Source organism: Actinoplanes lutulentus (genome assembly GCF_003259845.1).
GTDB lineage: Bacteria > Actinomycetota > Actinomycetes > Mycobacteriales > Micromonosporaceae > Actinoplanes > Actinoplanes lutulentus.
The window spans coordinates 81,863-105,679 of sequence record NZ_QLMJ01000028.1 but is presented as its reverse complement, the minus strand read 5'-3'; the positions used below and the strand labels follow the sequence as shown (position 1 = coordinate 105,679).

The 23,817-nt window shown below is 68.8% G+C and carries 29 protein-coding genes; 13 read left to right on the top strand and 16 right to left on the bottom strand.

The annotated features are described in order from the left end of the window. Positions 1-44 precede the first annotated feature (44 nt). The gene (locus B0I29_RS42030; RefSeq protein ID WP_245973177.1) at positions 45-413 is read right to left on the bottom strand and encodes a winged helix-turn-helix transcriptional regulator; all 369 of its coding nucleotides are present in this window, start codon (positions 411-413) and stop codon (positions 45-47) included. 98 nt (positions 414-511) lie between these two features. On the opposite strand from B0I29_RS42030, the gene B0I29_RS42025 reads away from it, so the two are divergent. The 3 genes from B0I29_RS42025 (at position 512) to B0I29_RS42015 (ending at position 2,171) form a co-directional block, all read left to right on the top strand. Then, positions 512-1,120 (top strand): LUD domain-containing protein, encoded by a 609-nt coding sequence (locus B0I29_RS42025; protein ID WP_220091568.1) that lies wholly within the window; start codon positions 512-514, stop codon positions 1,118-1,120. 67 nt (positions 1,121-1,187) lie between these two features. Continuing rightward, the gene (locus tag B0I29_RS42020; protein ID WP_111654813.1) at positions 1,188-1,679 is read left to right on the top strand and encodes a CGNR zinc finger domain-containing protein; all 492 of its coding nucleotides are present in this window, start codon (positions 1,188-1,190) and stop codon (positions 1,677-1,679) included. Positions 1,680-1,712: 33 nt separating this feature from the next. Then, positions 1,713-2,171 (top strand): lamin tail domain-containing protein, encoded by a 459-nt coding sequence (locus B0I29_RS42015; protein ID WP_245973176.1) that lies wholly within the window; start codon positions 1,713-1,715, stop codon positions 2,169-2,171. An 8-nt stretch (positions 2,172-2,179) separates the two neighbouring features. On the opposite strand, the gene B0I29_RS42010 is transcribed toward B0I29_RS42015, so the two are convergent. Further along, the gene (locus tag B0I29_RS42010) at positions 2,180-3,055 is read right to left on the bottom strand and encodes an RDD family protein (RefSeq protein ID WP_245973175.1); all 876 of its coding nucleotides are present in this window, start codon (positions 3,053-3,055) and stop codon (positions 2,180-2,182) included. Between the two features lie 28 nt (positions 3,056-3,083). Between B0I29_RS42010 and B0I29_RS42005 the strand changes: the two genes are divergently transcribed. Beyond that, positions 3,084-4,067, top strand: a complete 984-nt coding sequence (locus B0I29_RS42005; protein ID WP_111654754.1) for a stage II sporulation protein M — start codon at positions 3,084-3,086, stop codon at positions 4,065-4,067. Here B0I29_RS42005 and B0I29_RS42000 read toward each other — a convergent pair. Further along, positions 4,046-4,645, bottom strand: a complete 600-nt coding sequence (locus B0I29_RS42000) for a TetR/AcrR family transcriptional regulator (protein ID WP_245973174.1) — start codon at positions 4,643-4,645, stop codon at positions 4,046-4,048. The genes B0I29_RS42005 and B0I29_RS42000 overlap by 22 nt on opposite strands. A gap of 135 nt (positions 4,646-4,780) precedes the next feature. Here B0I29_RS42000 and B0I29_RS41995 point away from each other — a divergent pair, with 135 nt between their 5' ends. After that, on the top strand, positions 4,781-5,521 hold the full coding sequence (locus B0I29_RS41995) for an SDR family NAD(P)-dependent oxidoreductase (RefSeq protein ID WP_111654752.1): 741 nt from the start codon (positions 4,781-4,783) through the stop codon (positions 5,519-5,521). Positions 5,522-5,525: 4 nt separating this feature from the next. Here B0I29_RS41995 and B0I29_RS41990 read toward each other — a convergent pair whose 3' ends face one another. After that, positions 5,526-5,843, bottom strand: coding sequence for a hypothetical protein (locus B0I29_RS41990; protein WP_111654751.1), 318 nt, complete (start codon positions 5,841-5,843; stop codon positions 5,526-5,528). 40 nt (positions 5,844-5,883) lie between these two features. Further along, a complete protein-coding gene (locus B0I29_RS41985) occupies positions 5,884-6,801 on the bottom strand; it encodes a DUF6910 family protein (protein WP_111654750.1) in 918 nt (305 codons plus the stop codon). Between the two features lie 68 nt (positions 6,802-6,869). On the opposite strand from B0I29_RS41985, the gene B0I29_RS41980 reads away from it, so the two are divergent. Beyond that, the gene (locus tag B0I29_RS41980) at positions 6,870-7,655 is read left to right on the top strand and encodes an alpha/beta fold hydrolase (RefSeq protein ID WP_111654810.1); all 786 of its coding nucleotides are present in this window, start codon (positions 6,870-6,872) and stop codon (positions 7,653-7,655) included. Positions 7,656-7,681: 26 nt separating this feature from the next. Here the strand turns inward: B0I29_RS41980 and B0I29_RS46190 are convergent, their stop codons facing one another. Continuing rightward, on the bottom strand, positions 7,682-8,260 hold the full coding sequence (locus B0I29_RS46190; protein ID WP_181558255.1) for a hypothetical protein: 579 nt from the start codon (positions 8,258-8,260) through the stop codon (positions 7,682-7,684). 82 nt (positions 8,261-8,342) lie between these two features. Here B0I29_RS46190 and B0I29_RS41970 point away from each other — a divergent pair, with 82 nt between their 5' ends. Next, entirely contained in the window at positions 8,343-9,173 is an 831-nt protein-coding gene (locus B0I29_RS41970) for a helix-turn-helix transcriptional regulator (RefSeq protein ID WP_181558254.1), read from the top strand. Here B0I29_RS41970 and B0I29_RS41965 read toward each other — a convergent pair. From B0I29_RS41965 to B0I29_RS41955, 3 genes are all read right to left on the bottom strand, one after another. Continuing rightward, on the bottom strand, positions 9,162-9,725 hold the full coding sequence (locus B0I29_RS41965; RefSeq protein WP_220091567.1) for an adenylate kinase: 564 nt from the start codon (positions 9,723-9,725) through the stop codon (positions 9,162-9,164). The genes B0I29_RS41970 and B0I29_RS41965 overlap by 12 nt on opposite strands. Positions 9,726-9,814: 89 nt before the next feature. Further along, a complete protein-coding gene (locus B0I29_RS41960; protein ID WP_245973173.1) occupies positions 9,815-11,401 on the bottom strand; it encodes a methyl-accepting chemotaxis protein in 1,587 nt (528 codons plus the stop codon). Positions 11,402-11,445: 44 nt separating this feature from the next. Beyond that, complete coding sequence (locus tag B0I29_RS41955) at positions 11,446-12,561, bottom strand: M15 family metallopeptidase (RefSeq protein ID WP_146617072.1); 1,116 nt, start codon at positions 12,559-12,561, stop codon at positions 11,446-11,448. A 102-nt stretch (positions 12,562-12,663) separates the two neighbouring features. On the opposite strand from B0I29_RS41955, the gene B0I29_RS41950 reads away from it, so the two are divergent. Beyond that, positions 12,664-13,143 carry a hypothetical protein gene (locus B0I29_RS41950; protein ID WP_111654746.1) on the top strand — a complete coding sequence of 160 codons (480 nt, stop codon included), beginning with the start codon at positions 12,664-12,666 and terminating at the stop codon, positions 13,141-13,143. Between the two features lie 13 nt (positions 13,144-13,156). On the opposite strand, the gene B0I29_RS41945 is transcribed toward B0I29_RS41950, so the two are convergent. Then, positions 13,157-13,660, bottom strand: a complete 504-nt coding sequence (locus B0I29_RS41945) for an NUDIX hydrolase (RefSeq protein ID WP_111654745.1) — start codon at positions 13,658-13,660, stop codon at positions 13,157-13,159. Continuing rightward, positions 13,660-14,820 (bottom strand): aminotransferase class I/II-fold pyridoxal phosphate-dependent enzyme, encoded by a 1,161-nt coding sequence (locus B0I29_RS41940; RefSeq protein WP_111654744.1) that lies wholly within the window; start codon positions 14,818-14,820, stop codon positions 13,660-13,662. Before B0I29_RS41940 ends, B0I29_RS41945 begins: the two co-directional genes overlap by 1 nt. A 95-nt stretch (positions 14,821-14,915) precedes the next feature. Between B0I29_RS41940 and B0I29_RS41935 the strand changes: the two genes are divergently transcribed. Continuing rightward, positions 14,916-16,061 carry an LCP family protein gene (locus B0I29_RS41935; protein ID WP_483887905.1) on the top strand — a complete coding sequence of 382 codons (1,146 nt, stop codon included), beginning with the start codon at positions 14,916-14,918 and terminating at the stop codon, positions 16,059-16,061. Here B0I29_RS41935 and B0I29_RS41930 read toward each other — a convergent pair. Continuing rightward, positions 16,031-16,846, bottom strand: a complete 816-nt coding sequence (locus B0I29_RS41930; protein ID WP_111654743.1) for a helix-turn-helix transcriptional regulator — start codon at positions 16,844-16,846, stop codon at positions 16,031-16,033. The genes B0I29_RS41935 and B0I29_RS41930 overlap by 31 nt on opposite strands. A gap of 86 nt (positions 16,847-16,932) precedes the next feature. Between B0I29_RS41930 and B0I29_RS41925 the strand changes: the two genes are divergently transcribed. Next, the gene (locus B0I29_RS41925; protein ID WP_111654742.1) at positions 16,933-17,619 is read left to right on the top strand and encodes an SDR family NAD(P)-dependent oxidoreductase; all 687 of its coding nucleotides are present in this window, start codon (positions 16,933-16,935) and stop codon (positions 17,617-17,619) included. 20 nt (positions 17,620-17,639) lie between these two features. On the opposite strand, the gene rph is transcribed toward B0I29_RS41925, so the two are convergent. From rph to B0I29_RS41905, 4 genes are all read right to left on the bottom strand, one after another. Further along, positions 17,640-20,024, bottom strand: a complete 2,385-nt coding sequence (gene rph / locus B0I29_RS41920) for a rifamycin-inactivating phosphotransferase (RefSeq protein WP_111654806.1) — start codon at positions 20,022-20,024, stop codon at positions 17,640-17,642. A 141-nt stretch (positions 20,025-20,165) separates the two neighbouring features. Further along, positions 20,166-20,762 carry a TetR/AcrR family transcriptional regulator gene (locus B0I29_RS41915; protein ID WP_146617071.1) on the bottom strand — a complete coding sequence of 199 codons (597 nt, stop codon included), beginning with the start codon at positions 20,760-20,762 and terminating at the stop codon, positions 20,166-20,168. A 28-nt stretch (positions 20,763-20,790) separates the two neighbouring features. After that, on the bottom strand, positions 20,791-20,985 hold the full coding sequence (locus B0I29_RS41910; protein WP_245973172.1) for a helix-turn-helix transcriptional regulator: 195 nt from the start codon (positions 20,983-20,985) through the stop codon (positions 20,791-20,793). Between the two features lie 51 nt (positions 20,986-21,036). After that, positions 21,037-21,654: an MBL fold metallo-hydrolase gene (locus B0I29_RS41905; RefSeq protein ID WP_111654740.1), complete on the bottom strand. Its 618-nt coding sequence runs from the start codon at positions 21,652-21,654 to the stop codon at positions 21,037-21,039. Between the two features lie 154 nt (positions 21,655-21,808). On the opposite strand from B0I29_RS41905, the gene B0I29_RS45465 reads away from it, so the two are divergent. The 3 genes from B0I29_RS45465 to B0I29_RS41895 all read left to right on the top strand — a co-directional run bounded on the left by B0I29_RS45465 (position 21,809) and on the right by B0I29_RS41895 (position 23,817). Then, entirely contained in the window at positions 21,809-22,684 is an 876-nt protein-coding gene (locus tag B0I29_RS45465) for a hypothetical protein (protein WP_181558253.1), read from the top strand. 215 nt (positions 22,685-22,899) lie between these two features. Further along, entirely contained in the window at positions 22,900-23,400 is a 501-nt protein-coding gene (locus B0I29_RS45460) for a hypothetical protein (protein WP_146617069.1), read from the top strand. Positions 23,401-23,463: 63 nt separating this feature from the next. Then, positions 23,464-23,817: a hypothetical protein gene (locus tag B0I29_RS41895; RefSeq protein ID WP_111654739.1), complete on the top strand. Its 354-nt coding sequence runs from the start codon at positions 23,464-23,466 to the stop codon at positions 23,815-23,817.

The window sequence follows — 23,817 nt, the reverse complement described above, 5'->3', positions numbered from 1 at the left end:
CGGCGCGGGCGGGGCTCGGTGCGGTGCGGCTGGATGGGCCGCGTTCATGGCTGCTGCGGGGGCACCTCGGGGCGCTGCCGGTCGTACGCGTCCCGCGCCTTGTCGATCTCCCCCACGTGGTCGAGGGCCCAGTTCATCAGCGGCCACGCCGAGTCGAGCAGCGTCAGCCCCAGCGCCGTGAGCGCATAGTCGACCCGCGGCGGCACCGTCGCGTACACGGTCCTGGTCACCAGGCCGTCGCGCTCGAGAGCGCGCAGCGTCACGGTGAGCATGCGCTGGCTGATACCGGGAATGGCGCGCTTGACCTCACTGAACCGGCGGGTTTCCCGGCCGAGGACTCCGATGACACTCACCGACCACTTGTCACCGACCTTGTCCAGCACCTCGCGAACCCGGCAGTCCTCGGTCTCCACAGGCACCTCCAGGTAACCCAGGCACGGCGAAGTGCCGTCTTCCGCGTCGCTTCATCGTCTCCGACGATGGTCCTAGTTACCAGATGGGAGAACCAGATATGGACGCAACCTTTGCCGTCGCCGCCGAGGCCGACCGGGTCGATCGGGCTGCCAAGGCGCTGCAGGACAACGGCTTTCTCACCCACGTGACCGACACCGCCGACGACGCCCGCCGCCTCGTCGCCGGCCTGGTCCCCCGTGACAAGACCGTTTTCACCGCACTCAGCGAGACGCTTCGCGTCTCGGGCATCACGTCCGACCTCGACGACTCAGGAGACTTCCTTTCGGTACGCGCGAACGCCGCGCCCGCCTCGGACGACGTCTATGACGTGATCCGTCTCGGGGCCCAGCCCGACGTCGTGGTCGGCAGTGTCCACGCCGTGACCGAAGAGGGTCATCTGGTGATCGGTTCGGCGAGCGGCAGCCAGTTCGCCCCGTACGCTTCAGGCGCCCGGCAGGTGATCTGGGTGGCCGGCGCACAGAAGGTGGTGCCCGACCTCGAGACGGCGTTGCGGCGGCTGCGCACCTACAGCCTGCCGCGCGAGCAGCAGCGTCTGCAGGAGCGGTACGGCCAGTCCTCATTCCTCGCGAAGATCCTGATCCTGGAGCGTGAGGCCTTCCCCGGACGAGGCACAGTGGTCCTGGTCCGTGAGGCGATCGGCTTCTGACCACGCCTTGGAGCGACCAACACCGGTGAACGCGAGCATTGGTGTCGTCCTGCTGTACAGTGGCGGCGTGATCGATCTTCGGGTCGTCGAGGAGTTTCTCAACACTCTCGACGAACGTACGTTCAGCCGTCATGGCGTACCCCACAAGGGCGCCGACACCCTCTCCGCCTGGGTCTCCACCCACCAGGTGGCGGACCGCGAAGCGGCCGCCAAGCTGCGCGCCTCCCTGCGCGCGGCGCTTGCCGGCGAGGGATCCGCCGCCGAAGCGATCGCCGCCTTCCCGTTGCGCCTCGAAGCCTTCGCGGACGGCCGGCTCCGGATCGGCTCGCCGGTCGCCGACCCCGCGCTGGGCGTGATCGCGGTCGCCGTCGCGCACGCGGTCGCCGACGGCAGCTGGCAGCGACTGCGGCTGTGCGCGGCGCCCGACTGCCGCTGGGCGTTCTACGACGCGTCCCGTGGCGGGGCCGGTCGCTGGTGCTCGATGGAGGTCTGCGGAAACCGGCACAAGACTCGAAGCTATCGCAGTCGACGCTTGGCTGACTCGTTCGTGGAAGCCTAGGCCGACAATAGCCCAAAGCGGCACAATCAACGCGTGATCCTGCTCATCGCCAGCGCGCTCGCCGCCGTTGTTCCCGCTCAGGCTGTTCCGGCTCAGGCCGTTCCGGCTCAGGCCGTCACCACGCCGGTGCCGCGGCTTGACGTCGCCCAGTACGACTCCCCCGGCAAGGACACGCGTACCAACGAGAGCGTGAATGCCGAGTGGGTCGCCCTGGTCAACGAGAGCGCCAAGCCCGTCGCGATCAAGGGCTGGTCGATCCGCGAGCAGGGCGGGCGGGTCTACACGTTCGGCGCGGTGACGATCGCGGCCAAGGCGAAACTCCGGCTGCACACCGGCCGAGGCACCGACACGGCGACCGACAGGTATTGGAACAGCGGCAACTACCTCTGGAACAACACCGGCGACACCGCCACCCTGCGCGACCCCACCGGCAGCGCGGTGGACACCTGCACCTGGACCCAGAAAGCGAACCGCACCCAGGTCCCCTGCTGACCCCCGGCTTACGGGCCGGGGGTGGGTGAGGCTGAGCGGATCGGCGCGCCCGGGGGTTCGGCGGGGAGGAGGACCTGGTGGGACAGGTTTCGGCCCGCGGACAGGGCGCCTTCGGCTCGGCGGCGGCGTTCGGCCAGGACGGCGGACAGGTAGGCGTCCGGTGGGGTGCCCGGTGGCGGGGACGGGTGGGTCTTCGCCGACACCTCGGAGGCCAGCTCGTGGCGCAGCCGGGAGCGGTGCGGGTCGCGGAGCAGGTGGGCTCGGGACAGGTACTGCCTGACCGAAAGTGCCAGGTCGTCGCTCACCGCGGACAGGTCGGCGACCGCGGCCCAGCCGGCCAGCGGCGGGGGCATCGGTGGGACGTGCAGCCAGGGGTACGGCCTGCGCACGTGCACGACGATCGTGCCCGCTGCCAGGTCGCCGAGACGGCGGCCTTGGGCGGAGCCGAGCATCGTGCCGAGACTGACCACCCAGGTGACCAGGGGAAACAGCAGGCCGGGCCATTCGATGGCGAAGCCGACCAGGGACCGGGTGAACGCGTGCCGGACCCGGATCGGGCCGCCGTCCTCGCGGATCACCCGCAGACCCACCACCATTTTGCCCGGGCTGCGGCCGTTGGTCATCGTCTCGATCACCGTCGGGTAGCCGAGCACCACGATCACGACCGCGATCCGCCAGGTCGCGTCGAACAACGCGTCGTCGACCCAGCTCGGCGGCAGGGCACGCAGCGTCACCGAGGTCAGTAACAGCAGGAGAAGCGCGAGCACCGCCTGCACGCAGATGTCAAAGCCCAGTGCCAGCGCCCGGGATCCGAGCCTGGCCGGGCGCACGTCGAGCGCCACCGCCTCCGCGTTGACAACCCGCTCGCCACCCAGCACAGTCACCCGGACAGTAAACACGAAAGGCGCACGGGTGGATCTCGACGCGTATGTCCTGGAACGTGCCGGCGAGTGGGATCGGATGGGGCAGCTCGCGCGGCGGCGCCGGCTCAGCGCCGGTGAGGCCGACGAGCTGGTGACGCTCTATCAGCGGTCCGCGACCCATCTCTCCGTGCTGCGCCGCCGCTCCCCCGATCCGGTCGTCCTCGCCGATCTGTCGCAGCAGCTGATGGCCGGGCGAGCCGCGATCAATCGCGGACAGGGTTTCGCGTGGCGGTCGGTGCCGCGGTTCTTCGTCCGGACGTTCCCGGCGCAGCTGTACCAGGCCCGCCGCTGGTGGCTCGGCCTCGGCACCCTGCTGATGGTCGCCGGCGCCACGCTGACCTGGTACATCGCGGCGTACCCGGAGGTGGCCGAGCATTTCCTGTCGCCGGGTCAGATCACCGATCTGGTGGAGAGTGACTTCGTCGGCTATTACAGCCAGTACCAGCCGCAGAACTTCGCGAGCCAGGTCTGGACCAACAATGCCGTGCTCACCGCCCAGTGCATCGCCGCCGGCGTGCTCATTCTGCCGGTGATATTCCTACTCGGCGTGAACCTGCTCAACATCAGCCTCACCGGCGGTGTCCTGGTCGGCGCGGGCGCCGGCGACACGTTCGTCATCTATCTCGCCCCGCACGGCCTCCTCGAACTGACCTGCGTCTTCATCGGCGCGGCGGTCGGCCTGCGGATCGGCTGGGCCTGGATCGCGCCGGGCGCCACGCGTACCCGCCGGCAGGCTCTGGTCGACCGGGCGCGCTCCGGCATGCTGATCGCTATCGGACTGGTGCCGGTTCTGGCGGTGGCCGGGGCGCTGGAGGCGTACCTCACCCCCTCAGCGCTGCCCGCGGCAGTGCGCGTCACGCTGGGCGCGGCGGTCTGGCTCGCATTCCTCGCTTACGCACTGCTGCTGGGCCGGGCGGCCCAGTCACGCAGCGTCCCGATCGACAGCGCGGCCTACGAGCTTCCTTCCGCCTGAGCCCGGGTACGCGTGACCGCACCGGCGATCAGGGTGCTCAGGTCCTGCCGGGTGACCTCCTGCTGGAGGAAGACGACGCGGTAGACGAGGTAGCCCATCCAGGCGTGCGCTGTCACGGCGATCGGGAAGCCGGTGGGTAGCTGTCCGGTTCGGATCGCTCGGTTGAGGATCTCCACGAGGCCGTCGAACCACGGGTGCAGGATGTCGCGCAGGTCGGCCAGCCCGGCTTCGCCACGGGAGCTCATCGCACCGGCGACCACGCTGGCGTCGCCGAACTTCGTCAGGGTGCCGAGCATCGCCTCGAGCTGCGCCAGGGCGTCGTCGGTCACCGTACCCAGGTCTGGGGTGGAAAGCGGCGCGAGCCGCGACCGGACCGCATCGGTGATCACCGCTGCCTTGTTGGGCCACCAGCGGTAGAGGGTCATCTTCGCGACGCCGGAGCGTTCGGCGATCCGTTCCATCGTGACCTTGTGGTAGCCGATCTCGGTGAGCAGCTCCTCGGCAGCGGTCAGGACCGCTTGCTGCGCCTGGGGATCGCGCTTGCGGCCGGCTCCGGGTCTGGCTCCTCCAACAGGCATGGCACCCATTGTCGGGCACGGGCTCTCTGCTGCGGCCTTCGGCGGGGCGACCTAGATCACAGGGTTCAGAAACCTATACGAGACGTATCGTTTACTAATCAGGAACCTGCGAACATCGGGTGAAGGAGCAGAACGATGGCTCGATTCCATGGCAAGACCGCGCTCGTGACCGGCGGCGCGAGCGGTATCGGCAGGCAGACGGCGCTGCGGTTCGCGGCCGAGGGCGCCACGGTCGTGGTCGCCGACGTGCAGGACGGTCCGGGCGCCGAGGTGGTCACCGAGATCGCGAAGAACGGCGGAACGGCGGTGTTCCTGCACCTGGACGTCACGTCCGAAGAGGCGTGGGCGGCGGCGGTGTCGGCGGTCACCGAGCAGTTCGGCGGACTCGACATCCTGGTGAACAACGCCGGGCTCGGGCACGCGGAAACCCTTGAGGAGACGACGCTCGCGCTCTACGAGAAGGTCGTCGCGGTCACCCAGACCAGCGTCTTCTTGGGTACGAAGGCATTCGCGCCGCTGCTGAAGGCGTCATCGTCGGCGTCCGTGGTGAACATCAGCTCGATCTTCGGGGCGTCCGGTGGGTTCGGGACGTCGCCGGCGTACCACGCGGCCAAGGGCGCGGTACGCACGCTGACCAAGAACATCGCGGTGGAGTGGGCACCGATCGGGATCCGGGTGAACAGCATCCACCCCGGGTTCATCGAGACGCCGATGATGGGTGACACCGCGCAGGAGCCCTATGTCGCGACGACGCCGCTCGGCCGGGTCGGCAAGCCGGAGGAGGTCGCGGCCGCGATCGTCTTCCTGGCGAGCGACGACGCGTCGTTCATCACCGGGGCGGAGCTGTTCGTCGACGGCGGTTACATCGCGCGCTGAGGTCTCATTTCACCGGCAGGTCGACGCGGCGGCCGACGCCCATCTCGTCCGCTTCGTCGTCGGTGACCAGCGCGAATGCTCCCGGGGGCACGCCATCCAGGGTTGCCACCCGGGAGGCGGCGGCGAGGAGGGCTTTCTCGGTCCCGCCGGTGATGAAGAAGACGTAGTTGTCGCCGAACTCCTCGCCCTCGTCGTAGGACTCGGCGGCACCCTCGTCTTCGAGCTCGACCAGGAAGTCCTCGACCGTCTCGATCCAGGGGAACTGGGGGCCGCCGGGTGTGGGGGTCAGCGGAACGTGAATCTCAACGATGATCTCAGCCATCCGCTCATGATCCACTACGGCCGCAGGAACGCATGGCTGGTCACCACTGGACGCGCAGGGTCAGGTGGGTGGAGGGAATGATCGGGTTGTCGGCGTCGACGACGGCCCGCAGAGTCAGGGCGCCGGGTGTCTCGGTGGCGATGGCCAGGCCTTCGACCTTCCACGGGCCGTCCGGGCCGGGCGGGATCTCGGCGATGGAGAGCACGCTGTCGCTGTCGTTTTTGTTGTCGAGCAGGGCAAGGGCGGAGGCGACCACTGGGCCGTCATCGACGGCGTTCGGGGTGTCCTCGGCGGCGGCGGAGACCAGGATGCGGCCGCCGGTCAGGGGTACCGCGTCGGTAATGGCGAGGGACACCCCGCCGACCGTGCCGAGGTCGTAGCGGCGGGTGCCGGTGACCTCGACCTGTGCGGCCGCGGCCGTGCCGGTGGCGGCGGCCAGCAGGGACGGCAGGTCGACGTCGGCGCGGGCGGACGGGACACCGGCGGCGGCGTTGCCTCGTTGGAACCAGTGCAGGACGTCGCCGGTGCGGCCGGCGCCCTCCAGATTGAGCTGGGATCGCGGGATGTCCAGGGTCGCGGCGACCTTCTGGTAGACCGGGGTCAGGTCGGCGGTCGTGAAGCCGGTCGCTGTCACCAGCGACGACCGCATCCGGGCGGTGGTGGAGCCGGAGCCGAGCAGCAGGACGGCCGGCTCGCCGTTCACCGTGACCGGGCACGCCGACTCGAAGTCGGGCTTGAGGTGTTTGGTGCCGGCGGCCTCGGAGAACGCGTCGAGGCCGTCGACCGGGTCGATCACCCGGACCGCGGTGACCGAGCCGGGGCGCCACCAGGCGGCGTGGGTGGCGTCGTCCTGCACGACGAGCCAGCCGTCACCGAAGGGCGCGATCGCGGACGCGGCGCGTACCGGTGAGCCGTCGTCGAACCGCAGCGGTGCGGCGTCGTCCACGAAAACCCGCATCTGCCAGCCTCTCCGTTGTGGTCGGTGTCACGTTCGCCGGGTCACGGGTGATTGCGATGATGGTCGACGTGACGCGCCACCAGCCTATTGTTCTCGTCTCGCCTGCCATGGGCATCGGGTCTCGGTACTACCAGTCTCTTGTCGCGGCGTTCGAGGCTCGGGGGTGGGCCGCGACGGCGCTCACCCGGCGCGGATTTGAACTCGGTGCTCCGCAGGCTTCGCGGGGGCAGGACTGGTCGTACGAGGACGAGATCGACGACATGGCCGTCGCCGTCGCTGCCGCACGTAGTGAGGTTCCGGGGCGGCCGGTGATTCTGCTGGGGCACAGTCTGGGTGCGCAGATCGCGGCCGGGCATCAGCTGAACCGGGTGCCGGCGGACGGGGTGGTCACCGTCGGTGGGGCGCTGCCCTATCACCGGGACTATCCGTGGGGTGGGCTGCCGATTCTGCTGATGGGTTCAGTGATCGTGCCGGTGCTCACCGGGGTGTTCGGTTACCTGCCGGCGCCGGCGTTCGGCGGACCCGGCGCGCGCACTCTCATGCGGGAGTGGGGGCGGATGGCGGTCACCGGGCGTACGCCGTTCCCCGCGGAAGGGTCCATAACGAGTCCTTCGCTGCTGATCTCGCTGGAAGGGGATCGACTGGCGCCGGAGAGTGCCGTTCACGCGTTCGGTGAGCGGTTGTTCGCGCCGGAGAGCGTGACGAATTGGCTGTACCGGCACGCGGACGTGCCGGAGGGTGCGAGCAACCATCACATCTACTGGGCTCGCAGCTCCGCGCCGGTCGTGGACCGGATCGTCGGCTGGTGGGCGGCGAAGGCCGCGGTGACGCCGGCGGGCGAAGCCGCTCAGTGATACGCCACCGGTGAAGCCCGCGCGGGTCAGGTGACCTGGTCGCCGAGGCCGAAGCGGGTGGCGCACTCCGGGCAGGTGACGTGGCCGAACATCTGGGTGAGGGCGGCTGCCAGCGCGGGACGGCCGGCCTGCACGGCCTCGGTGTGCAACTGGGTTGCCAGGGGTGAGCTCAGGCCCGGTTCGATGGTGTCGTCGGTCAGGGCGTACAGCAGGGGTTCGTCGCATTCGGGGCAGGGGACGTCGATCTCGCCGGCGTTCAGGGCGTCCAGCCAGGTGCCCCAGATCTCGTCGCCGTCGAGGGCGAGCATGGCCTGGCGCAGGATCACGTAGTCCTCGTCGTCGGTCATGGTCGGCAGCAGTTCGGCGGCGAAGGACTTCAGCTGGGCGATCTCACTGCTGTGGGTGGCGCGTTCCTCGTCGGTGGCCTCCACGGCCAGGATGCCGGCCAGCACCACCACCCCGTCGCGGGCGCGGGGGTCGAAGCCGGCCGCGGTCCGGGCCAGCCACGGCAGCAGTGAAGCATCGGCCTGTGCTCTTCTGATCGCCGTCCAGGCCGGGGAATCAGGGTCGGTCGCTGCCGCGTTCAGGAGCTCCTGTGTCACCACGGACGAAGTCTGGCAGATCTACGCAGATGTGCTCTTTGGGCGTACCCAAGAATGGGAATGGAGCGCAGGCGCGTCGCCTGCGGTGACCAGAAGCATGCTGGCGCTCAAGCCGGTCGGTGATCCATGCTGGGTCTCGGCGGCGCGGCTGTGGGAGGACATCGTGGAGCTGAGGCAGAACGACAGTGCGCTGCTCGCGCGGGCGGTCCGTAACCTCGCGCTGCGTCACGACATCCCGTTGATCTTCGGGGGCGTGGGTACGACGGACGTGCCGGTCACGGTGAGTGTCGGTGCGCACACGTCGGCGTTGACGTCGCTGGTGATCCGGCCGCATCAGGGGCTCGGCGGTCAGGCGCTGGTGCAGAAACGGCTGCTGGCGCTGCCGCGGTACGACCGTGCGCCGGGGATCACCCACGACTACGACGAGTCGGTGCTCGGTGAGGGCATCGTCGGGCTCGCGGTCGTGCCGCTGATGAGCGGGAGCCGGGTGCGCGGGCTGCTCTACGCCGGGACCCGTGACGACGCGGCGCTCACCCCGGAGATCGTGTCCGCGCTGGCCGCCGAGGGGCAGGCGGCCTCGCTGGAGATCTCGGTGCGCGACGAGGTGGAGCGGCGCATCGGTACGCCCGACCTCACCGGACGGCTGCGGGAGATCGCCCACGCGACGTCGGATCAGCGGACCCGGCAGGCGTTGTTGCAGCTCGTGGATCAGCCTCGGCCGGTCGCCGCGCCGCTGACGCCCCGGCAGCGGGAGGTCCTGGAGCTCGCCGAGATCGGCCTGCGCAACGCCGAGATCGGGGAGCGGCTCGGGTTGAGCGAGCAGACGATCAAGACGTACATGCGGGCGTTGATGGTGCGCCTCGGCGCGCGGTCGCGAGCCGAGGCGGTGCACCGGTACCGCGGACTACGGAGCTGACTTCGCCTTTTCCAGGCTCAGGGCGGCGTCGATGCGCCGGGCGATGGCGTCGAGATCGCCGATGCCGTCGATGTCGTGCAGGACCTCACGCTGCCGATATGCGGCCAGCACCGGCTCGCTCTCCCGCGCGTAGACCGACAGCCGGTGGCGGACCACGTCGGCCAGATCGTCGCTGCGGCCACGGCGCTCCAGGCGGTGCTGCAGCTCGGCCGGGGCGACGACCAGGTTGACCACGACCAGGCCGGTCAGCAGGGTGTCGAGGAATTCGACCTGCGCCAGCGTCCGCGGGTAACCGTCCAGGATGATCCGGCCGTCCGCGGCGTTGCGTTCGATGTGGTCGCGGACCATCGCGTTGGTCAGCTCGTCGGGGACGTAGTGGCCCGCGTCGAGGTGCTGCTGCGCGGTACGCCCCAGCTCGGTGCCCCGGGTGATGTGGTGGCGGAACAGGTCCCCGGTGGACAGGTGCGGCAGCCCGTGCCGTTCGGCGAGGGTCGAGGCCTGAGTGCCTTTGCCGGATCCGGGCGCGCCGGTGAGAATGACAGCGATGTCCAACGGAAGACTCCAACGTATTCCGGCAACGGGATACAGAGTCTAGAAACGTTGCAGAAACGTGAATAGCCACGAAAGTGGGTAGTCGGGAGTCAGTACCGGAAGCTGGTCACCAGGCCGCTGAGTTCGGTGGACATCCGCGCCATCTGCTGGGTGGCGTCCTGCGACTGTGCCACGCCCTCCCCCGTGACCCGGGCCGCCTCGGCGACCGCGGTGATGGTCCGGGCGATGTCGGTGGTGCCGGCGGCGGCTTCGCTGACGCTGCGGTTCATCTCCGAGGTGGTGGCGGTCTGTTCCTCGACGGCCGAGGCGATGGTGGTCTGGAAATCGCTGATCCGGGCGATCACCCGGCTGATCTCCTCGATCGCGGTGACCGCTCCGGCGGTGTCGACCTGGATGGCCTGGACCCGGCCGGAGATGTCCTCGGTGGCCCGGGCGGTCTCCTGGGCGAGATCCTTGACCTCGGAGGCGACCACGGCGAACCCCTTGCCGAGCTCACCGGCGCGGGCGGCTTCGATCGTCGCGTTCAGGGCGAGCAGGTTGGTCTGCTCGGCGATCGTGGTGATGACTTTGATGACGCTGCCGATCTCCGCCGACGACGCGCCGAGCTTGCTCATGGTCACCGTCGTCGACGAGGCCAGTTGCACGGCCTCGCTGGCGACCTGGGCGGCCTCGGTGGCGTTCTGGGAGATCTCCCGGATCGACGCGCCCATCTCCTCGCTGCCGGCCGAGACGGTGTCGACGCTGCGGGAGACCTGTTCGGCCGCGGCCGCCACGGTCCGGGCCTGGCCGGTGGTCCGCTCCGCGGAGGCGGCGATCTGCGTGGTGACGCCGGTCATCTGCTCGGTCGCACTGGCCAGCGAGGACGCCGACCCGTCGATGGTGGAGATCGTCTGCCGGAGCCGGCCCATCGCGGTGTCCAGCGCCCGGCCCATCTGGCCCGGTTCGTCGTGCGAGGTCAGGCCACTGGTGTGGGTGAGATCGCCGTCCGCGAGCGCGTCGCAGACGGCTTTGACCCGGCCCAGCGACCGTACGATCGCTCCGGCCACGAGGATGCCCAGACCGAGTGCGAGCAGCAGGCCGAGGACGAGCAGCGTGATGGACAGGGTGCGGCTGTACGCCGAACTGGACTGGGCCGCCGCCGCCGAGGCGGACGCGTCCTCGGCCTCGGACTTCGTCAGCGCCGCGACCTGGGCGGTGAGTTCGTCGGCGATGGGCACGATCGTGTCCTCGTTGACCGCGATCCAGGTGGCGTAGTCGTTGTCCTGTGCCGCGGCGGCCTGCTTGTCCTGGGTGGCCTCTTCGAAGGACGCCCAGGTCGACGTCAGGTCGTCGAGCACGTCGGGATCGCCGGCGAACGTCCCGTCGCGGTAACTGGCGATCGCCGCGTCGACCGCGAGCAGGTCGGCGGCGTACGCCTCGTTGTACTTGTCGCTGGTGGCGTCGTCCGGAGCGATCGCGGAGGTGGCCAGGTCGAGGCGGGTCTTGGTGATCGCCACTTCGATCTGGCCCACCTGGGCCACGTTCGCAACGTTGTTGTCGTAGATGCTCTGCGCGGAGTCCGCGGCACGGTTCAGTGCCGCGAGGGAGACCAGGCCGACGACCAGGGCCACGGCGGCGGCGACCGCGATCGCCGCCAGGATCTTGGTCCGGACGCCTAGGTCAGAAAACACGGTCACCAGCTCACCGTACGATTCCGCCCCGCCAAAAGTCCGCCGTTTGCTCAGCCCCCGGTGATGGACCAGTGCCACGGCTCGGACGGCAGGTTCACGAAGCCGTAGTTGCCGGCGTGCGCGGCCATCCACTTGAAGCCGGCGCTCTTGCGGGTGTTCATCGACTTGCCGTCGGCGGTCATGTCGATCGCGAGACCCACCTCGTGCAAGGAACGGCCGGGGATCGCGGTCGGGACGCGGCACGACGACGCCGGGGCGGTCCAGACGTCCGGGCAGCCGTTCGCGGTACGCAGGGCGATCTGCTGCTGCTTGGTACGGAACCCGCCACCGGACAGCTTCACGCCGGCCTTAGCCGCGTCGTCGATCATGTGCTGGAACTGGTACGCGACGACCCGGTTGACGGTGACGCCGTAGACGTTCACGGTGGAGAAGGCGGTCCGGGACTGGGTGACGACCTGCTGGCTGAGCGACGCGGCCTGCGCTGCCAGTGCCGCCCGCTCGGCGGGCCACGCCTTGATCGCCAGCTGCGCGTTGCTGACCTTCTTGGCGGCGCTCTGGTACGTGGCGGTGGCGGCGTTCAGGGTGCCAACCGCCGTGGTGTTGGTCTTACGGGCGGCGGACAGCGCCGACGCGGTGGTCGTGACGGTGGCGGCGCGGGTCCGCACGGCGTTCTCGGCCGTGGTCTTCGCCTTGGTGGCCTTGGCGACCCGGGTGCTGCTGTACGGGCGCTGCTTCTTCGCGGCCGTCAGCGTCTTCTTGGCGAGGGTGACGGCACGCTTCGCCGAGGCGAGTTTCGCTCGTGCCGCTGTGTCGGCGGTGCTCGCGCGAGTGACGGACGCTGCGGTGGCCGTCTGCGCCTTGCGGGCACTGTCGGCTTCGGTGGCGCGGGCCGCAGCGAGTTGACGCAGGGTGGGCAGCTGCGCGGCGACGCGCTCGAGGTGGGCCTGGCGGCCGAGCTTGTTCAGCATCGCCGTGGCGTAACTGGTGCCGGCGGACTTGGCGACACTGACATCCGGCGTGATCGCGCCGGACAGCGCGTTCTCCGCGGCGGCCTCGGCCGGGATGCCGGCGGCCTGTGCCGGGACTGCGGCGGCCATGATGAGCATCAATGCTGGTCCGGCTGTCAGTGCGGTGGTGCGGATCCGACGCTTAACTGCCGTGCTCACATTGAAAACCACCACGCTGGTTCCTCCCCAGTTAGCCGACGCGGACCGGCCCTATCGGTGTCGCGGGGCAGCGACTTGAGGAGTTCTCGCTATCGTGCCGGGATGGACAACTCAGCCATTGCCGGCGCTTTCTTCGCAGACGGGCCGGCCTCGGGCGTCGATCTGGGCCTGTTCGGGCGGTTCGCCGGAACGTGGGACCTGGACTGCACCGAATACGAACCGGACGGCACCACGAGCGTGCGCCGCGGCGAGTGGCATTTCGGGTACGCGCTGGGTGGCCGGGCCACGACCGACGTGTGGATCCTGCCGGGGGTGGAGCACGGCGTCAGCGTCCGCTTCCCGGATCCCGCCGCCGGGCCGGGAGTGTGGCGGTCCACGTGGGTAGGGCCGGTCCGCGGCCGTACCCACACCTTCCGCGCGTCCGCGGCGGGCGAGGAGATCGTGCTCGACGGCGGTGATCTGCGGTGGACGTTCTCCGACATCACGCCGTCGGCGTTCCGGTGGCGCAACGAGGCCCGGCAGCCGGACGGGACGTGGCGGGTGCAGCAGACGTTCGAGGTCTGGCGCCGCGGATCACGGTGAGGCGTTTGCGCGGCTAGAGGCCTAGGTGGATCGGCTGAGCCGGTGGGCCGGTGGTGAGGAGCGCTGTCAACGGGGTGGCGAGGTCGCGGGGCGAGAACAGGTCGGGGCCGGGGTGGCCGGTGATCTCCGCGAGATGCCACCAGCGGAACCCGGTGATGTGCTCGGCGGCGAGCTGGTCGTCGGAGAGGTCGCCGCGGGGCGGGAAGTGGCCAACGCGGACGAGGAAGTAGTCGTTGACGATGCCGTCGAAGCCCGGCGCGATGCCGGCGTCGAGGACTTCCTGGTGCCAGACGTGGGGTGGGTCGGCGGTGATCGTCAGGCCGGTCTCCTCGCGCAGTTCGCGGCGCAGGGCCGTCGCCATGTCCTCGCCGGGTTCGATGCCGCCGCCCGGTGCCGCCCAGACGGCTGTCGCCTCGCCGGGCACCGCCGGGTGAGGGAACGCGAACCGGCACAGCAGGATGCGGTCGTCCTCGTCGAGCAGGATCGCGCGGACGGAGCGGCGCGGATGCGGTGTCATCAGATCACCGGCAGAGTGGACACGAACCGTTCCAGGCGGGCCAGGCCCTCGCGCAGGTCGGCCATCGACGCCGTGTAGGACAGGCGGACGTGGGTCTCCGCGCTGTGCGTACCGAAGTCTCGTCCTGGGGTGAGGGCGACGTTGGCCTCCTGGAGTGCGCGCTCGCAGAACTCCCCCGCGCTGAGGCCGGTCCCGCTGACGTCGATGTAGCAGTAGAAGTGGCCGTCGGGTGGGACCGGGACCGGTAGGCCGATCCGGGCCAGGCCGTCGAGGACCAGGGTGCGCCGGGCTGCGAACTCGTCGCGGCGCTGCTCGCAGACGGCCAGCGCCTCGGGCGTGAAGCAGGCGAGGGCAGCCAGCTGGGCGGGGGTCGAGGCGCAGATGTAGAAGTTCTGGGCGAGCCGTTCCACCGCCGGGACCAAGGGTGCCGGCAGCACGCACCAGCCGAGACGCCAGCCGGTGAGCCCGAAGTACTTCGAGAAGCTGCCGATCACCACGGCGTCCGGGTCGAACGTCAGGGCGGTCGCTCCGCCGGCCAGGTCCAGGTAGATCTCGTCGATGATGCGCCAGGCGTCGTGGGAACGGGCCAGCTCGCAGATCGCCGCGAGCTCGGACGGCGGAATCGAGGTGCCGGTCGGGTTGGACGGCGTGGCGATCATGACGCCGGCGGTGGTGGCCGACCAGTTCGCGCGTACCGAAGAGGAATTTAGCTGGAACCGGGTGGCCGGGGTCGTGGGCACCAGCCGGACGTGGCCGCCGAAGCTTTCGATGATCTGGCGGTTGCAGGGGTACGACGGGTCGCCGATGATCACCTCGTCGGCCGGGTCGACGAGCGCTGCCGCGGCCAGGACCAGCGCGGCTGACGCGCCCGCGGTCACCGCGATCCGGGCCGGGTCGATCTCGACGCCGTGCCGGTCGCGGTAGAAACCGGCGATGGCCTGGCGCAGCGCGGGCAGCCCGAGCGCGGCGGTGTACGGCAGCGGCCGGCCGTCCATGACATTAATCATCGCCTCGCGCACGATCGGGGGCGCACCGAAATCCGGCTCACCGATGTTGAGGCGGATGACGTCGTGGCCATCCAGCTCGATCATCGCGGCGTGCTTGGCGACTTCCATCGCATAGAAAGGGGCGACGGCCTGCGCTCGAAGCGAGATCTTCATCTGGACATACCTCGAATTCCGCCCCGTCGTCGGGCCCTGTTGAACGGACATGGAATCATGCGTGCTCGATGCCAGAGCAGCCGGTGGGGGAAACGTTGGCTAAGTCCGTCTTGAACCGCGCGCCGTTGTGGACGCGGATCTGTGCCATCGCCGGCTGCGTGCTGATGTTCGCCAGCGGTGGCACGCTGGTCGCCGGCCAGAGCCTGCTGTCCAAGTACACCGGTGACATCACCAACGACGCGCTGCTGGACACCGGTGCGGCGAAGGCCGGCAAGAAGGACATCAAGGGTCCGCTGACCATCCTGCTCGTCGGCATCGACCCGCGGAAGGCGACGACCCCGCCGCTGTCCGACTCGATCCTGATCGCCCACATTCCCAAGGACATGAGTACGGCGTACCTGTTCTCGATCCCGCGTGACCTGTATGTGGAGATCGCGGCGGACGAGAAATCCGGTCTCCGCGCCCACAGCAACAAGATCAACTCTGCGATGGCGCTGGGCAGCCAGGTGGACGGCAAGATCGACGTGGTGAACGGGTTCCAGGTGCTGGCCAAGACGGTCACCAACTACACCGGGATCAAGGACTTCGACGCGGCCGCGATCATCAACTTCGGCGGCTTCAAGAAGATCGTCGAAGCGCTCGGCGGCGTCTCCATGACCATCGACATGGACGTGAAGTCGGAGCACCTGACGCCGGAGGGCACCCAGCGGCCCCGGCTGCGGAGCTGTCCGATCAGCGGCAACTGCGCTCACCCGTACACCGGGCCGCAGGCTTACTACAAGAAGAGCACCAAGCCGGTACGCCTGCAGCCCTGGCAGGCGCTGGACTACGTCCGGCAGCGCTACGAGTTCAAGGGCGGTCCCCCGATGACCGACTACGACCGGCAGCGCCACCAGCAGCAGTTCATCAAGGCGATGGCCAAAGAGGCGCTGAGCAAGGACGTCATGACCGACGTCGGCAAGATGACGAAGATCCTGGACGCGGCCGGTGAGTCGCTGACGTTCGCCGGTGGCGGCAACGGCCCGATCGAGTGGGCCGTGGCGCTCAAGGGCGTCAACGTCGACGACATGGTGACGGTGAAGCTGCCCGGCGGCGGCAAGTTCGTGCCGGGCAGCAACAAGTACCTCGGCGAGGAGTTCGTCCCGGCCGACCTGGCCCAGGAGTTCTTCGACGCGGTCAAGGCCGACCGGGTCGCGGCGTTCCTGCTCGATCACCCCACGCTGGTGAACAAGGACAGCTGACGGATCCGCTCGAAACGGGCCGCGTCCTCAGTGCCGGGCGCGGCCGTGTAGGCCAGGATCCGCAGGTCGGTGCCGACGACCGTGAAGATGTCGCAGTCGAGGGTCACCGACCCGACGACCGGGTGCTCGAAGGTCTTGAGCTTGCTGCGGTCCTCGACCAGCACCCCGTCGGCCCACATCCGGGCGAACGGCTCGCTGGCGTTCTCCAGCTCGGTGATCAGCGCGAGCACGGCGGGGTCCTCGGGGTACCGGATGTGGGTGGCCCGCAGGTCGGACACGAGGGCTCGCTGGAGATATTCGCGTTCGGCCGGGGTCCGCACCGCGCAGAGCCGGCTGCCGGCGAACTCCTCCCGGATCAGGTTGCGGTCCGGACCGGCCTCGCCCAGCAGCGCTTCCCAGGCCGGGTTGGCGGTCAGCAGCCGCCAGTACGAGGTGTAGACACCGACGGCCGCGTCGGACATCCGCGCCACCATCCGGGAGACGCTGTCCGGGATGTGCGTCGGCACGGTCCGCGGCAGCGGCGCGGGCAGGCCGGCCGCGACGAACAGCTGATCGCGTTCCCGATCCGACAGCTGGAGCACCCGCGCCAGGGCGGCGACGACCTGCTCGGACGGGTGATCGGCGCGGCCCTGCTCCAGCTGGACCAGGTAGTCGACCGACAGCCCGGCCAGCATCGCCACCTCTTCGCGGCGCAGGCCCCGGGTGCGGCGCTGCCCGACCGGGATGCCGGCGTCGCCGGGCTGGAGACGGTCACGCCACGCGCGCAGCAGCGATGCGAAGTTCATCCGGCCAACGGTAGCCCGGCTTTCCCGGCGCTGGGTGGTACCAGCGTCGCCACCCAGCGGCCCCGAGACCGTGTCACGGTCGGTGCATGACCACAACATTGATCACTGGCGGCAACAAGGGCCTCGGCTACGAGACGGCCCGGCGGCTCGCCGAACTCGGCCACCGCGTCGTCATCGGCGGACGGGACGCCGACCGGGTCCGGCAGGCCGCCGAGACCCTCGGCGTCGACGGGGTCACCCTCGACGTCACCTCCGACGCGTCGGTGGCCGCTGCCGCGGCAGATCTGAGGGTACGGTTCGGCGGCCTGGACGTGCTGATCAACAACGCCGGGATCGCGGGCATGATCGGCGACCTGGAGAAGTTCGACGGCCCCGAGGTGCTGTCGGTGCTGAACACGAACACCGTCGGCGTGGTCCGCACGATGCACGCGTTCCTGCCGCTGCTGCGCGAGTCGGATGCCCCGGTCATCGTCAACGTCAGCAGCGGGCTCGGCTCGTTCGGGGTCCGTGCGGACGAGTCCCGGGTGGAGCACTCGGTCCCGTCGCTCGGGTACTCGGCCAGCAAGGTCGCGCTGAACATGCTGACGGCGATGTACGCGCAGTTCCTGCCCGAGGTGCGGATCAACGCGGTGGATCCGGGCTGGACGGCCACCGACCTCAACGGTCATTCCGGGCCGCAGACGGTGACCGAGGGCAGCGACGTCATCGTGGCGCTCGCGACGGCCGGAGCGACCGGCACCTTCTCCGACCGGAGTGGCCCGCTCCCCTGGTGAGGGGTGGCTGGTCGCCCGCCTTACGGCAGCAGCTCGACGTACCCGCCGGCGCCGTGCACCCGGATCCGCTGACCGTCCTGGATCAGCCGGGTGGCGTGCTCCACGCCGACGACGGCGGGTAGTCCGTACTCGCGGGCGATCACCGCGCCGTGTGTCATCAGGCCGCCGACCTCGGTGACCAGGCCCGCGACGGCGACGAGTACCGGGGTCCAGCTCGGGTCGGTGTAGGTCGTGACCAGGATGTCGCCCGCTTCGAGCTCGGCCTTCGCCATGTCGAGGACGACCCGGGCCCGGCCCTCGACGGTTCCGGCGGAGACCGGCAGGCCGACCAGGGCACCGTCCGGCACGTCGTCACGCCGGTAGGAGCCCATCACGGCCTCGCCGTCGGAGGTGAGCACCCGGGGCGTGGTCAGCGTCTCGAATGTCCGGAACTGATCCCTGCGTTCGAGAATGAGATCTCTCCCCCGGACGACGTCGTGGAACTCGTCGAACGTCAGGAAGAACGCGTCCTCCGGGTCCGCGAAGACCCGGGCCGCTTCGGCCAGCAGCGCTTGCTTGTAGACGAAATACCGGCACACGATCCAGTATTTCGGATATTCCCGATAACCGATGAAAGTCCGCAACCGCTCGATCATCGCCGACGTCTCGGCGGCCTTGCTCTCCCCGTCCGGCAGCGCCCGCAGCCGTTCGAGGACCTCGTGCGCCTTCGACGATGCCCGCTGCCGGCCCTGCTCGAACCGCCGCCCGGCCGCGCCCGGTTCCCCGTTCTTGACGCTGTCCAGAATGACCGGGATCAGCGTGGCCGGGCGCTCACTCCACCGCGGCCGGGTGATGTCGATCTCGCCGACGCACCGCATCCCGTACCGATCAAGATAGCCTTCGATGGCCTCACGCGCCTCGGCCCCGCCCGCGACCGCCGGCAGCCTCTCCAGGAAGTCGTCGCCGGCCGACCCCAGAAACTCCACCACCTGCGGAAACTCGCGGATCACGTCGGCGAGATCGAGCAGCGCCAGGCCCATCTCCGAGGTGATGTTGCCGGGCGCGGACAGCGTCAGCGTGTCCGCTGCGTTCGTCTCCCCCAGCCATCCGGCCAGCTTGTCGTTGAGCCACCACGTGGCCCCCATCCCCGCCATGATCGCCTGAATGCTCAGCGGATCCGACAGAAACCGCTTGTGCTCCTCGAACGCCTCCAGCAGGAACGCGAACAGCGCCGTCCCGGACTTCCCCGCGATCGCCTCCCGCAGCGCGACGATGTCCGCCTCGCTGCGCGCGATCAACTCCTCGACGATCGCCGGATCGGTGGAGATCTGCGGACTTCCGCCGCCGGGCGGCGGCCCTTCAAGAGCCACTTCCGGGTACGCGGGAACGAACCCCGCATCGACGACAGTGCGCAGTGCGTCGGCCACGGCCGGATCGCCCTTGCCCATGATCTCCAGGAGCCCGTCCCGTTTCGACGGTGTACCCAGGGCGCGGGTCACGTCGACGAACAGCCGCCCGCCGGCCTCGTGCATCGGGGCCATCGCCGTGCGCTGCCACATCGACCACCCGAGCGGCTTCATCGCGTCGGTCATCATCTGCTGGTGCCCCACGGAGACGTACACATGAGGCTCTTGATCTGGGGTTTCGGGGGTGGGGAAAAGGGTGGTGATCGGGCGGCTCTGCACAATCTGGAAGCCGCCGCCGGCCAGGCACCACTCGATGTCCTGCGGGCGGCCGAAGTGAGCTTCGATGCGCCGGCCGAGGTGGGTGAGCGCTCGGACCTGGTCGTCGGTGAGCGCGGGTTTGTCGCCGGCTTGCGTCCTGGTGATGATCGTGTCGTCACGGACCGTGAACAGATCCGGGGTGACCCGGCCGGCGACCAGGTCCTCGCCGAGCCCGGGGACGGCCTCCACCGAGCTGGTCCGCCGGTTGCCGGTGAGCGGGTCGGCGGTGAAGAGCACCCCGGAGGCCTCCGGGACGACCATCTTCTGGACCACGACGGCCATCGCGACCGTACCGTGGTCGATGGTGTTGTGGTCGCGGTAGGCGACCGCGCGGCCGGTGAACAGCGACGCCCAGCAACGGGTGATGTGTTTCAGGATCTCGGCCGGACCGGTGATGTTGAGGTAGCTGTCGTGCTGGCCGGCGAACGAGGCCGTCGGGAGATCCTCGGCGGTGGCGCTGGAGCGGACGGCGTAGGCGGCACCCGGCTCGATCCTGCTGGTGATCGCGGCGGCGAGATCGTCCGGGATGGTCAGGTCCGGTGGCACCACCCGCCGGAAGGCGTGTGTCGTCACGCAGAAGCCGGCCGGCACGTCGACGCCGTCGAGCCGGGTCAGCGCGCCCAGGTTCGCGCCCTTGCCGCCGACCAGCGCTACCTGCGTCTCGTCGACCTGATCCAGGTCGACCACATACTGCTCTGTCATCGCGAATCCCCCCGAAACCACCGTGCCAGTCCGAGCGATGATTCTTCGGCAAAGCAGGGGTCTTGCCGCAAGCCCCCTGGTGCGATATACGTTAGATACGGCAGGGAGATCGCTCTCCTTGCCTTTTTGTTTTTCTGGGTTTCAGCGCAGGGCGCCGTGCAGGAACAGGTCGATGATCTGTTCGGCGGGGACCGTCGGGTGCTGTTCCTCGTTGATCGGCTGGGCGCCGACCCGGGAGATGCCGAGGAAGATCTCCGCGAGGATTTCGGCCGGGATGCGCAATCGCTCCCCTTCCGGCTCCAGCAGTCGCGCGACCGCCTGCCGCACCTCGGGTAGCTGGATCGCGGGTTTGGCGTCCTGGGGGCGGGCTGTCCGGGTGACGGGCGTGCCGGCCGGGATGCCGATCTGCTCGATGGTTCTGACGCCGGCGGCGACCCGCAGCTGGTAGGCGTCCAGGATCTCGATCACCGCGACCAGACGCGCTTCCAGCGGCTGATCGACCGGGATCGCCTCCAGTTCGCGCACCTCAACGGCGGGGTCGATCACCGTGCTCAGCCGGGTCATCACCGTGGCCATCGCGGCTTCGAGGACCGACTCCGGGTCCGGGAAGACGGTCAGCAGGTCGGCTTCGGTGATCCCGGCGGCCTCGGCGATCCGCGCGAGCGTCAGGCGCGGGTATTCGCCGAGCAGCGGCCAGGCCGCCCGCACGACGGCCTGCTGGAGCTCGTCGTGGTTCATCGAGGCCGGGTTCATCGCGCGGCTGGGTTCATCGCGGCCTCGGCGGGCGTGGGCGGGCGGCTATCCAGGCTTCCACTTCGGACGCGAGCCACAGCTTGCCCTGCGCCAGTGCCGCCACCGGAGCGGGGAAGTCGTCACCGCTGGTCAGCTGATAGACGCGCTGCCGGCTGATCCCGTGCAGCCGTTCACCGATCTCGTGGGCGCCCATGAGGTCAAAGGCCATGCCATCGACCATAAAGCAGGCTGTCACGACGGCGTCGCACAGAAGCGCTGTCTAGAAGGTGACGCTGCCACCGACCGGGATCCGGGAGTATTCGGTTCCGCCTTTGGACCCCAGCCAGGCGTCGAAGTTGCCGTAGCCGACATCGGTCGACAAAGCCCGGTCGTGGATCGGGAACGCCCGATCCGGCGCGATCGCCCGGGTCATCTCGATGGCCTCACGGTGCCGGCCCCACGGCGCCGCCGCCGGCACCAGCAGCGTCGTCACCCGCTGATCAGGGACGAAGTACGAGTCGCCGGGGTGATAGATCCCCTCGACCACGTAACCGAGGTTGGCGCAGCCGGGCAGCCCGTCGTAGATCTCCGCGTGCTTGCCGCCGACAGCGGTCACCGGGAAACCACCGGCGCTGAACTCGTCACCGGCCGCGACAACGGTGACTGTTTCGGCCAGTCCGTGCTCGGCGGCGAGTTCCCGTACCGAATCCGGGGCGAAAAGACGCAGGGACCCATCGATGCGCGCCAGGTCGAGGTGGTCCTCGTGCTCGTGGGTGACCAGGATGTCGGTGACCCCGTCGAAGGCTTCCGGCTCGGTCCAGACGCCGGGGTCGATCAGCAGCCGACGATCGCCGTCTTCGAGGCGTACGCAGGCATGGGTGAATTTGATCAGTCGCATGCGTCAGATGATATGGATCATCGAGCCCCGGCGATGCCCGGCGGCGCGTCGATGGTCGCGTTCTTCGACGGGGCGGCCTGATTCACTGATCGCCACCCGAATTCGGGGTCTCTTGAGGCGTCGAGGACTTGGTACTGTGGCCCGCCCTGGAGAGGTGAGCGTGGTCAACGTCGTGGTGCGGCGTCCTGCACATCGGACCGCGATGATCGTAGCAACGGCTGCAGTGCTCGGCCCGCTGGCGTTCGTGGCTGACGCCGTCGACGGTGCGACCGGGCAGGTCATGGTCGCGCTGGTCAGCAGTGGCCTCGCCTGGGGATTGCCGGCGTTGCTTGCCGGACGGTCCGCCCCGGATCGCCGTCGTGCGGTGACGGATGCGACAGTGCTGCTGTCCACGGCCACACTCGCCTACTACCTGCTGATCCTTGTGGTCAGCCGCCGCTGGAGCGGCGGCTACCTGGTGGACGGGTCGTCGGCGAACTGGTACGGATTGCGTTCGGTGGCGGTCATGACCGCGGCCTGGTTGCTGGCGTCGGTGGTCGCGGGGCCGGTGCTGGGCCTGCTGGGTCAGTTGACGCGCACCGCGCGGCTGCCGCACGCGGCGCGGCTGCCGCACGCGGCGCGGCTGCCGCACGCGGCGCGGCTGCCGCACGCGGCGCTGGCCGCGGGCGCCGCCTGCGGTCTGCTGTCCGGCCAGGGCTGGGAGCGGGTGGCCGCGGCACCACCGTGGCGGCTGTGGGCGGTCGGCGGGGCGGACGCCGCCTTTACCCGCGCAGTCCTTGCCGTGGAGCTGATCTCGGTGGTGGTTCCGCTGGGCGTGGTCGTCTGGATGGCTGCAGCGCGGCGTCTTTGGCGCGCGTGGCCGCTTGCTCGTCGGGATGGCGGTGACCGCGACGATGAGCGCGTTGATGTGGCAGCTACTCCCCGCGATCGTGAACCAGCTCCACTGAACACTCACCAGCCGGCTGCACACGTCCGGGGCAGCACCGCCAACGTCCGGTCGCGCCGAATTGAGTGCGTCCCGGAACGGTGACATCCATGTACAGCTGTGGCAATTCGGGTATGGCCGGAGGCAATAAAGGACGTCGAGCGACCGCCGGATGAAAGATCGCCGGACCGGCGGACGCGAAGCCAAAAAAAAGTATTCATAGGCCCGAACCCGCGTGATGAAATTGGAACGCGGCTCAGATTCTGCTGTTGACAGAGGTCGACAAGATCGGATGATCTGATGCCCCGGGACGGAGGACCGTGAAACTCGTCGACTGGCTTCAAATCTTATCCATCGCCTTCGTGGCCGTAGCTCTCATCCTGAACGTCCTCCAGATGCGCTATGTATCGCGACAAACGAATGAGGCAGCGCGGCAAGCCTTCGCTGCAAACGCCGCACTTCGGCAGGCAACCTACCAGAATGTATTGGCACAAGAATTTCACTTTGTCCACTTCAGTAATCCTTCGTTGATCAAATTGCATCTCACGTCGAGGGGTTACGAAACGGGATCGGATGAGGAAAACCAGCGGACCCTTTACGCCTTAACGCGAATCAATTCTCACGAGTCGACATTTCTCGCGTATGCAGCCGGCCTGCTCGACGATGACGCTTGGCATGGATGGCGAAATGTTATCCGTACAGACTTTGAATCGCCTAAATTGAATGCGATTTGGCCTTATGCCAGACAGTTCTACGCGAAGTCATATGTTGCTTTCATCGAAACTGATATTCTTACACAAAAGGAAACCAGGGCCGTCTAGTGTCGCGTGTCTGAAATGAGTAGACGGATCAGTGTTGTCGTACCGAGCTGCCATGATGCGGACGTGGACGACGCTTTGACGGTGCTGAGGCAAGAGTTCGACGCCACGGAGGGAAGCTTTCTGCTCCGGGTGCGATGCGATCTCGTGTGGGATCGGGCGGCGTTCAGCCGTCTGGAGCGGGCGATGCGAGTGTCTTGTGAGCAGTACGAAAGTCGTGATGATCTACCGCGCTGGCTGGTTGAGGGATTCTGGGATGTCTCGCAGTCGGTGGCGGACTGGACGGCGCATCCGAACTTCCCTCGACCTCACCCTGCGCAGTATTACGAGGATTGCCTTGCGCGGTTGCAGGATCTCGCGGACTGGTTCTTCCGCGGGTGGCATCCGTACCAGCAGCCGCACGTGTGGCGTGATCTTTAA

Excerpts from the sequence above, each read along its gene's own strand:
- B0I29_RS41925 (WP_111654742.1), top strand. The coding sequence starts at position 16,933 with ATGACCACAACATTGATCACTGGCGGCAACAAGGGCCTCGGCTACGAG.
- B0I29_RS41950 (WP_111654746.1), top strand. The coding sequence starts at position 12,664 with ATGGACAACTCAGCCATTGCCGGCGCTTTCTTCGCAGACGGGCCGGCC.
- B0I29_RS41940 (WP_111654744.1), bottom strand. The coding sequence starts at position 14,820 with ATGAAGATCTCGCTTCGAGCGCAGGCCGTCGCCCCTTTCTATGCGATG.
- B0I29_RS41930 (WP_111654743.1), bottom strand. The coding sequence starts at position 16,846 with ATGAACTTCGCATCGCTGCTGCGCGCGTGGCGTGACCGTCTCCAGCCC.
- B0I29_RS41985 (WP_111654750.1), bottom strand. The coding sequence starts at position 6,801 with ATGCGGGTTTTCGTGGACGACGCCGCACCGCTGCGGTTCGACGACGGC.
- B0I29_RS42000 (WP_245973174.1), bottom strand. The coding sequence starts at position 4,645 with ATGCCTGTTGGAGGAGCCAGACCCGGAGCCGGCCGCAAGCGCGATCCC.
- B0I29_RS42025 (WP_220091568.1), top strand. The coding sequence starts at position 512 with ATGGACGCAACCTTTGCCGTCGCCGCCGAGGCCGACCGGGTCGATCGG.
- rph (WP_111654806.1), bottom strand. The coding sequence starts at position 20,024 with ATGACAGAGCAGTATGTGGTCGACCTGGATCAGGTCGACGAGACGCAG.
- B0I29_RS41945 (WP_111654745.1), bottom strand. The coding sequence starts at position 13,660 with ATGACACCGCATCCGCGCCGCTCCGTCCGCGCGATCCTGCTCGACGAG.
- B0I29_RS41990 (WP_111654751.1), bottom strand. The coding sequence starts at position 5,843 with ATGGCTGAGATCATCGTTGAGATTCACGTTCCGCTGACCCCCACACCC.
- B0I29_RS41905 (WP_111654740.1), bottom strand. The coding sequence starts at position 21,654 with ATGCGACTGATCAAATTCACCCATGCCTGCGTACGCCTCGAAGACGGC.
- B0I29_RS41910 (WP_245973172.1), bottom strand. The coding sequence starts at position 20,985 with ATGGCCTTTGACCTCATGGGCGCCCACGAGATCGGTGAACGGCTGCAC.
- B0I29_RS41995 (WP_111654752.1), top strand. The coding sequence starts at position 4,781 with ATGGCTCGATTCCATGGCAAGACCGCGCTCGTGACCGGCGGCGCGAGC.
- B0I29_RS41915 (WP_146617071.1), bottom strand. The coding sequence starts at position 20,762 with ATGAACCACGACGAGCTCCAGCAGGCCGTCGTGCGGGCGGCCTGGCCG.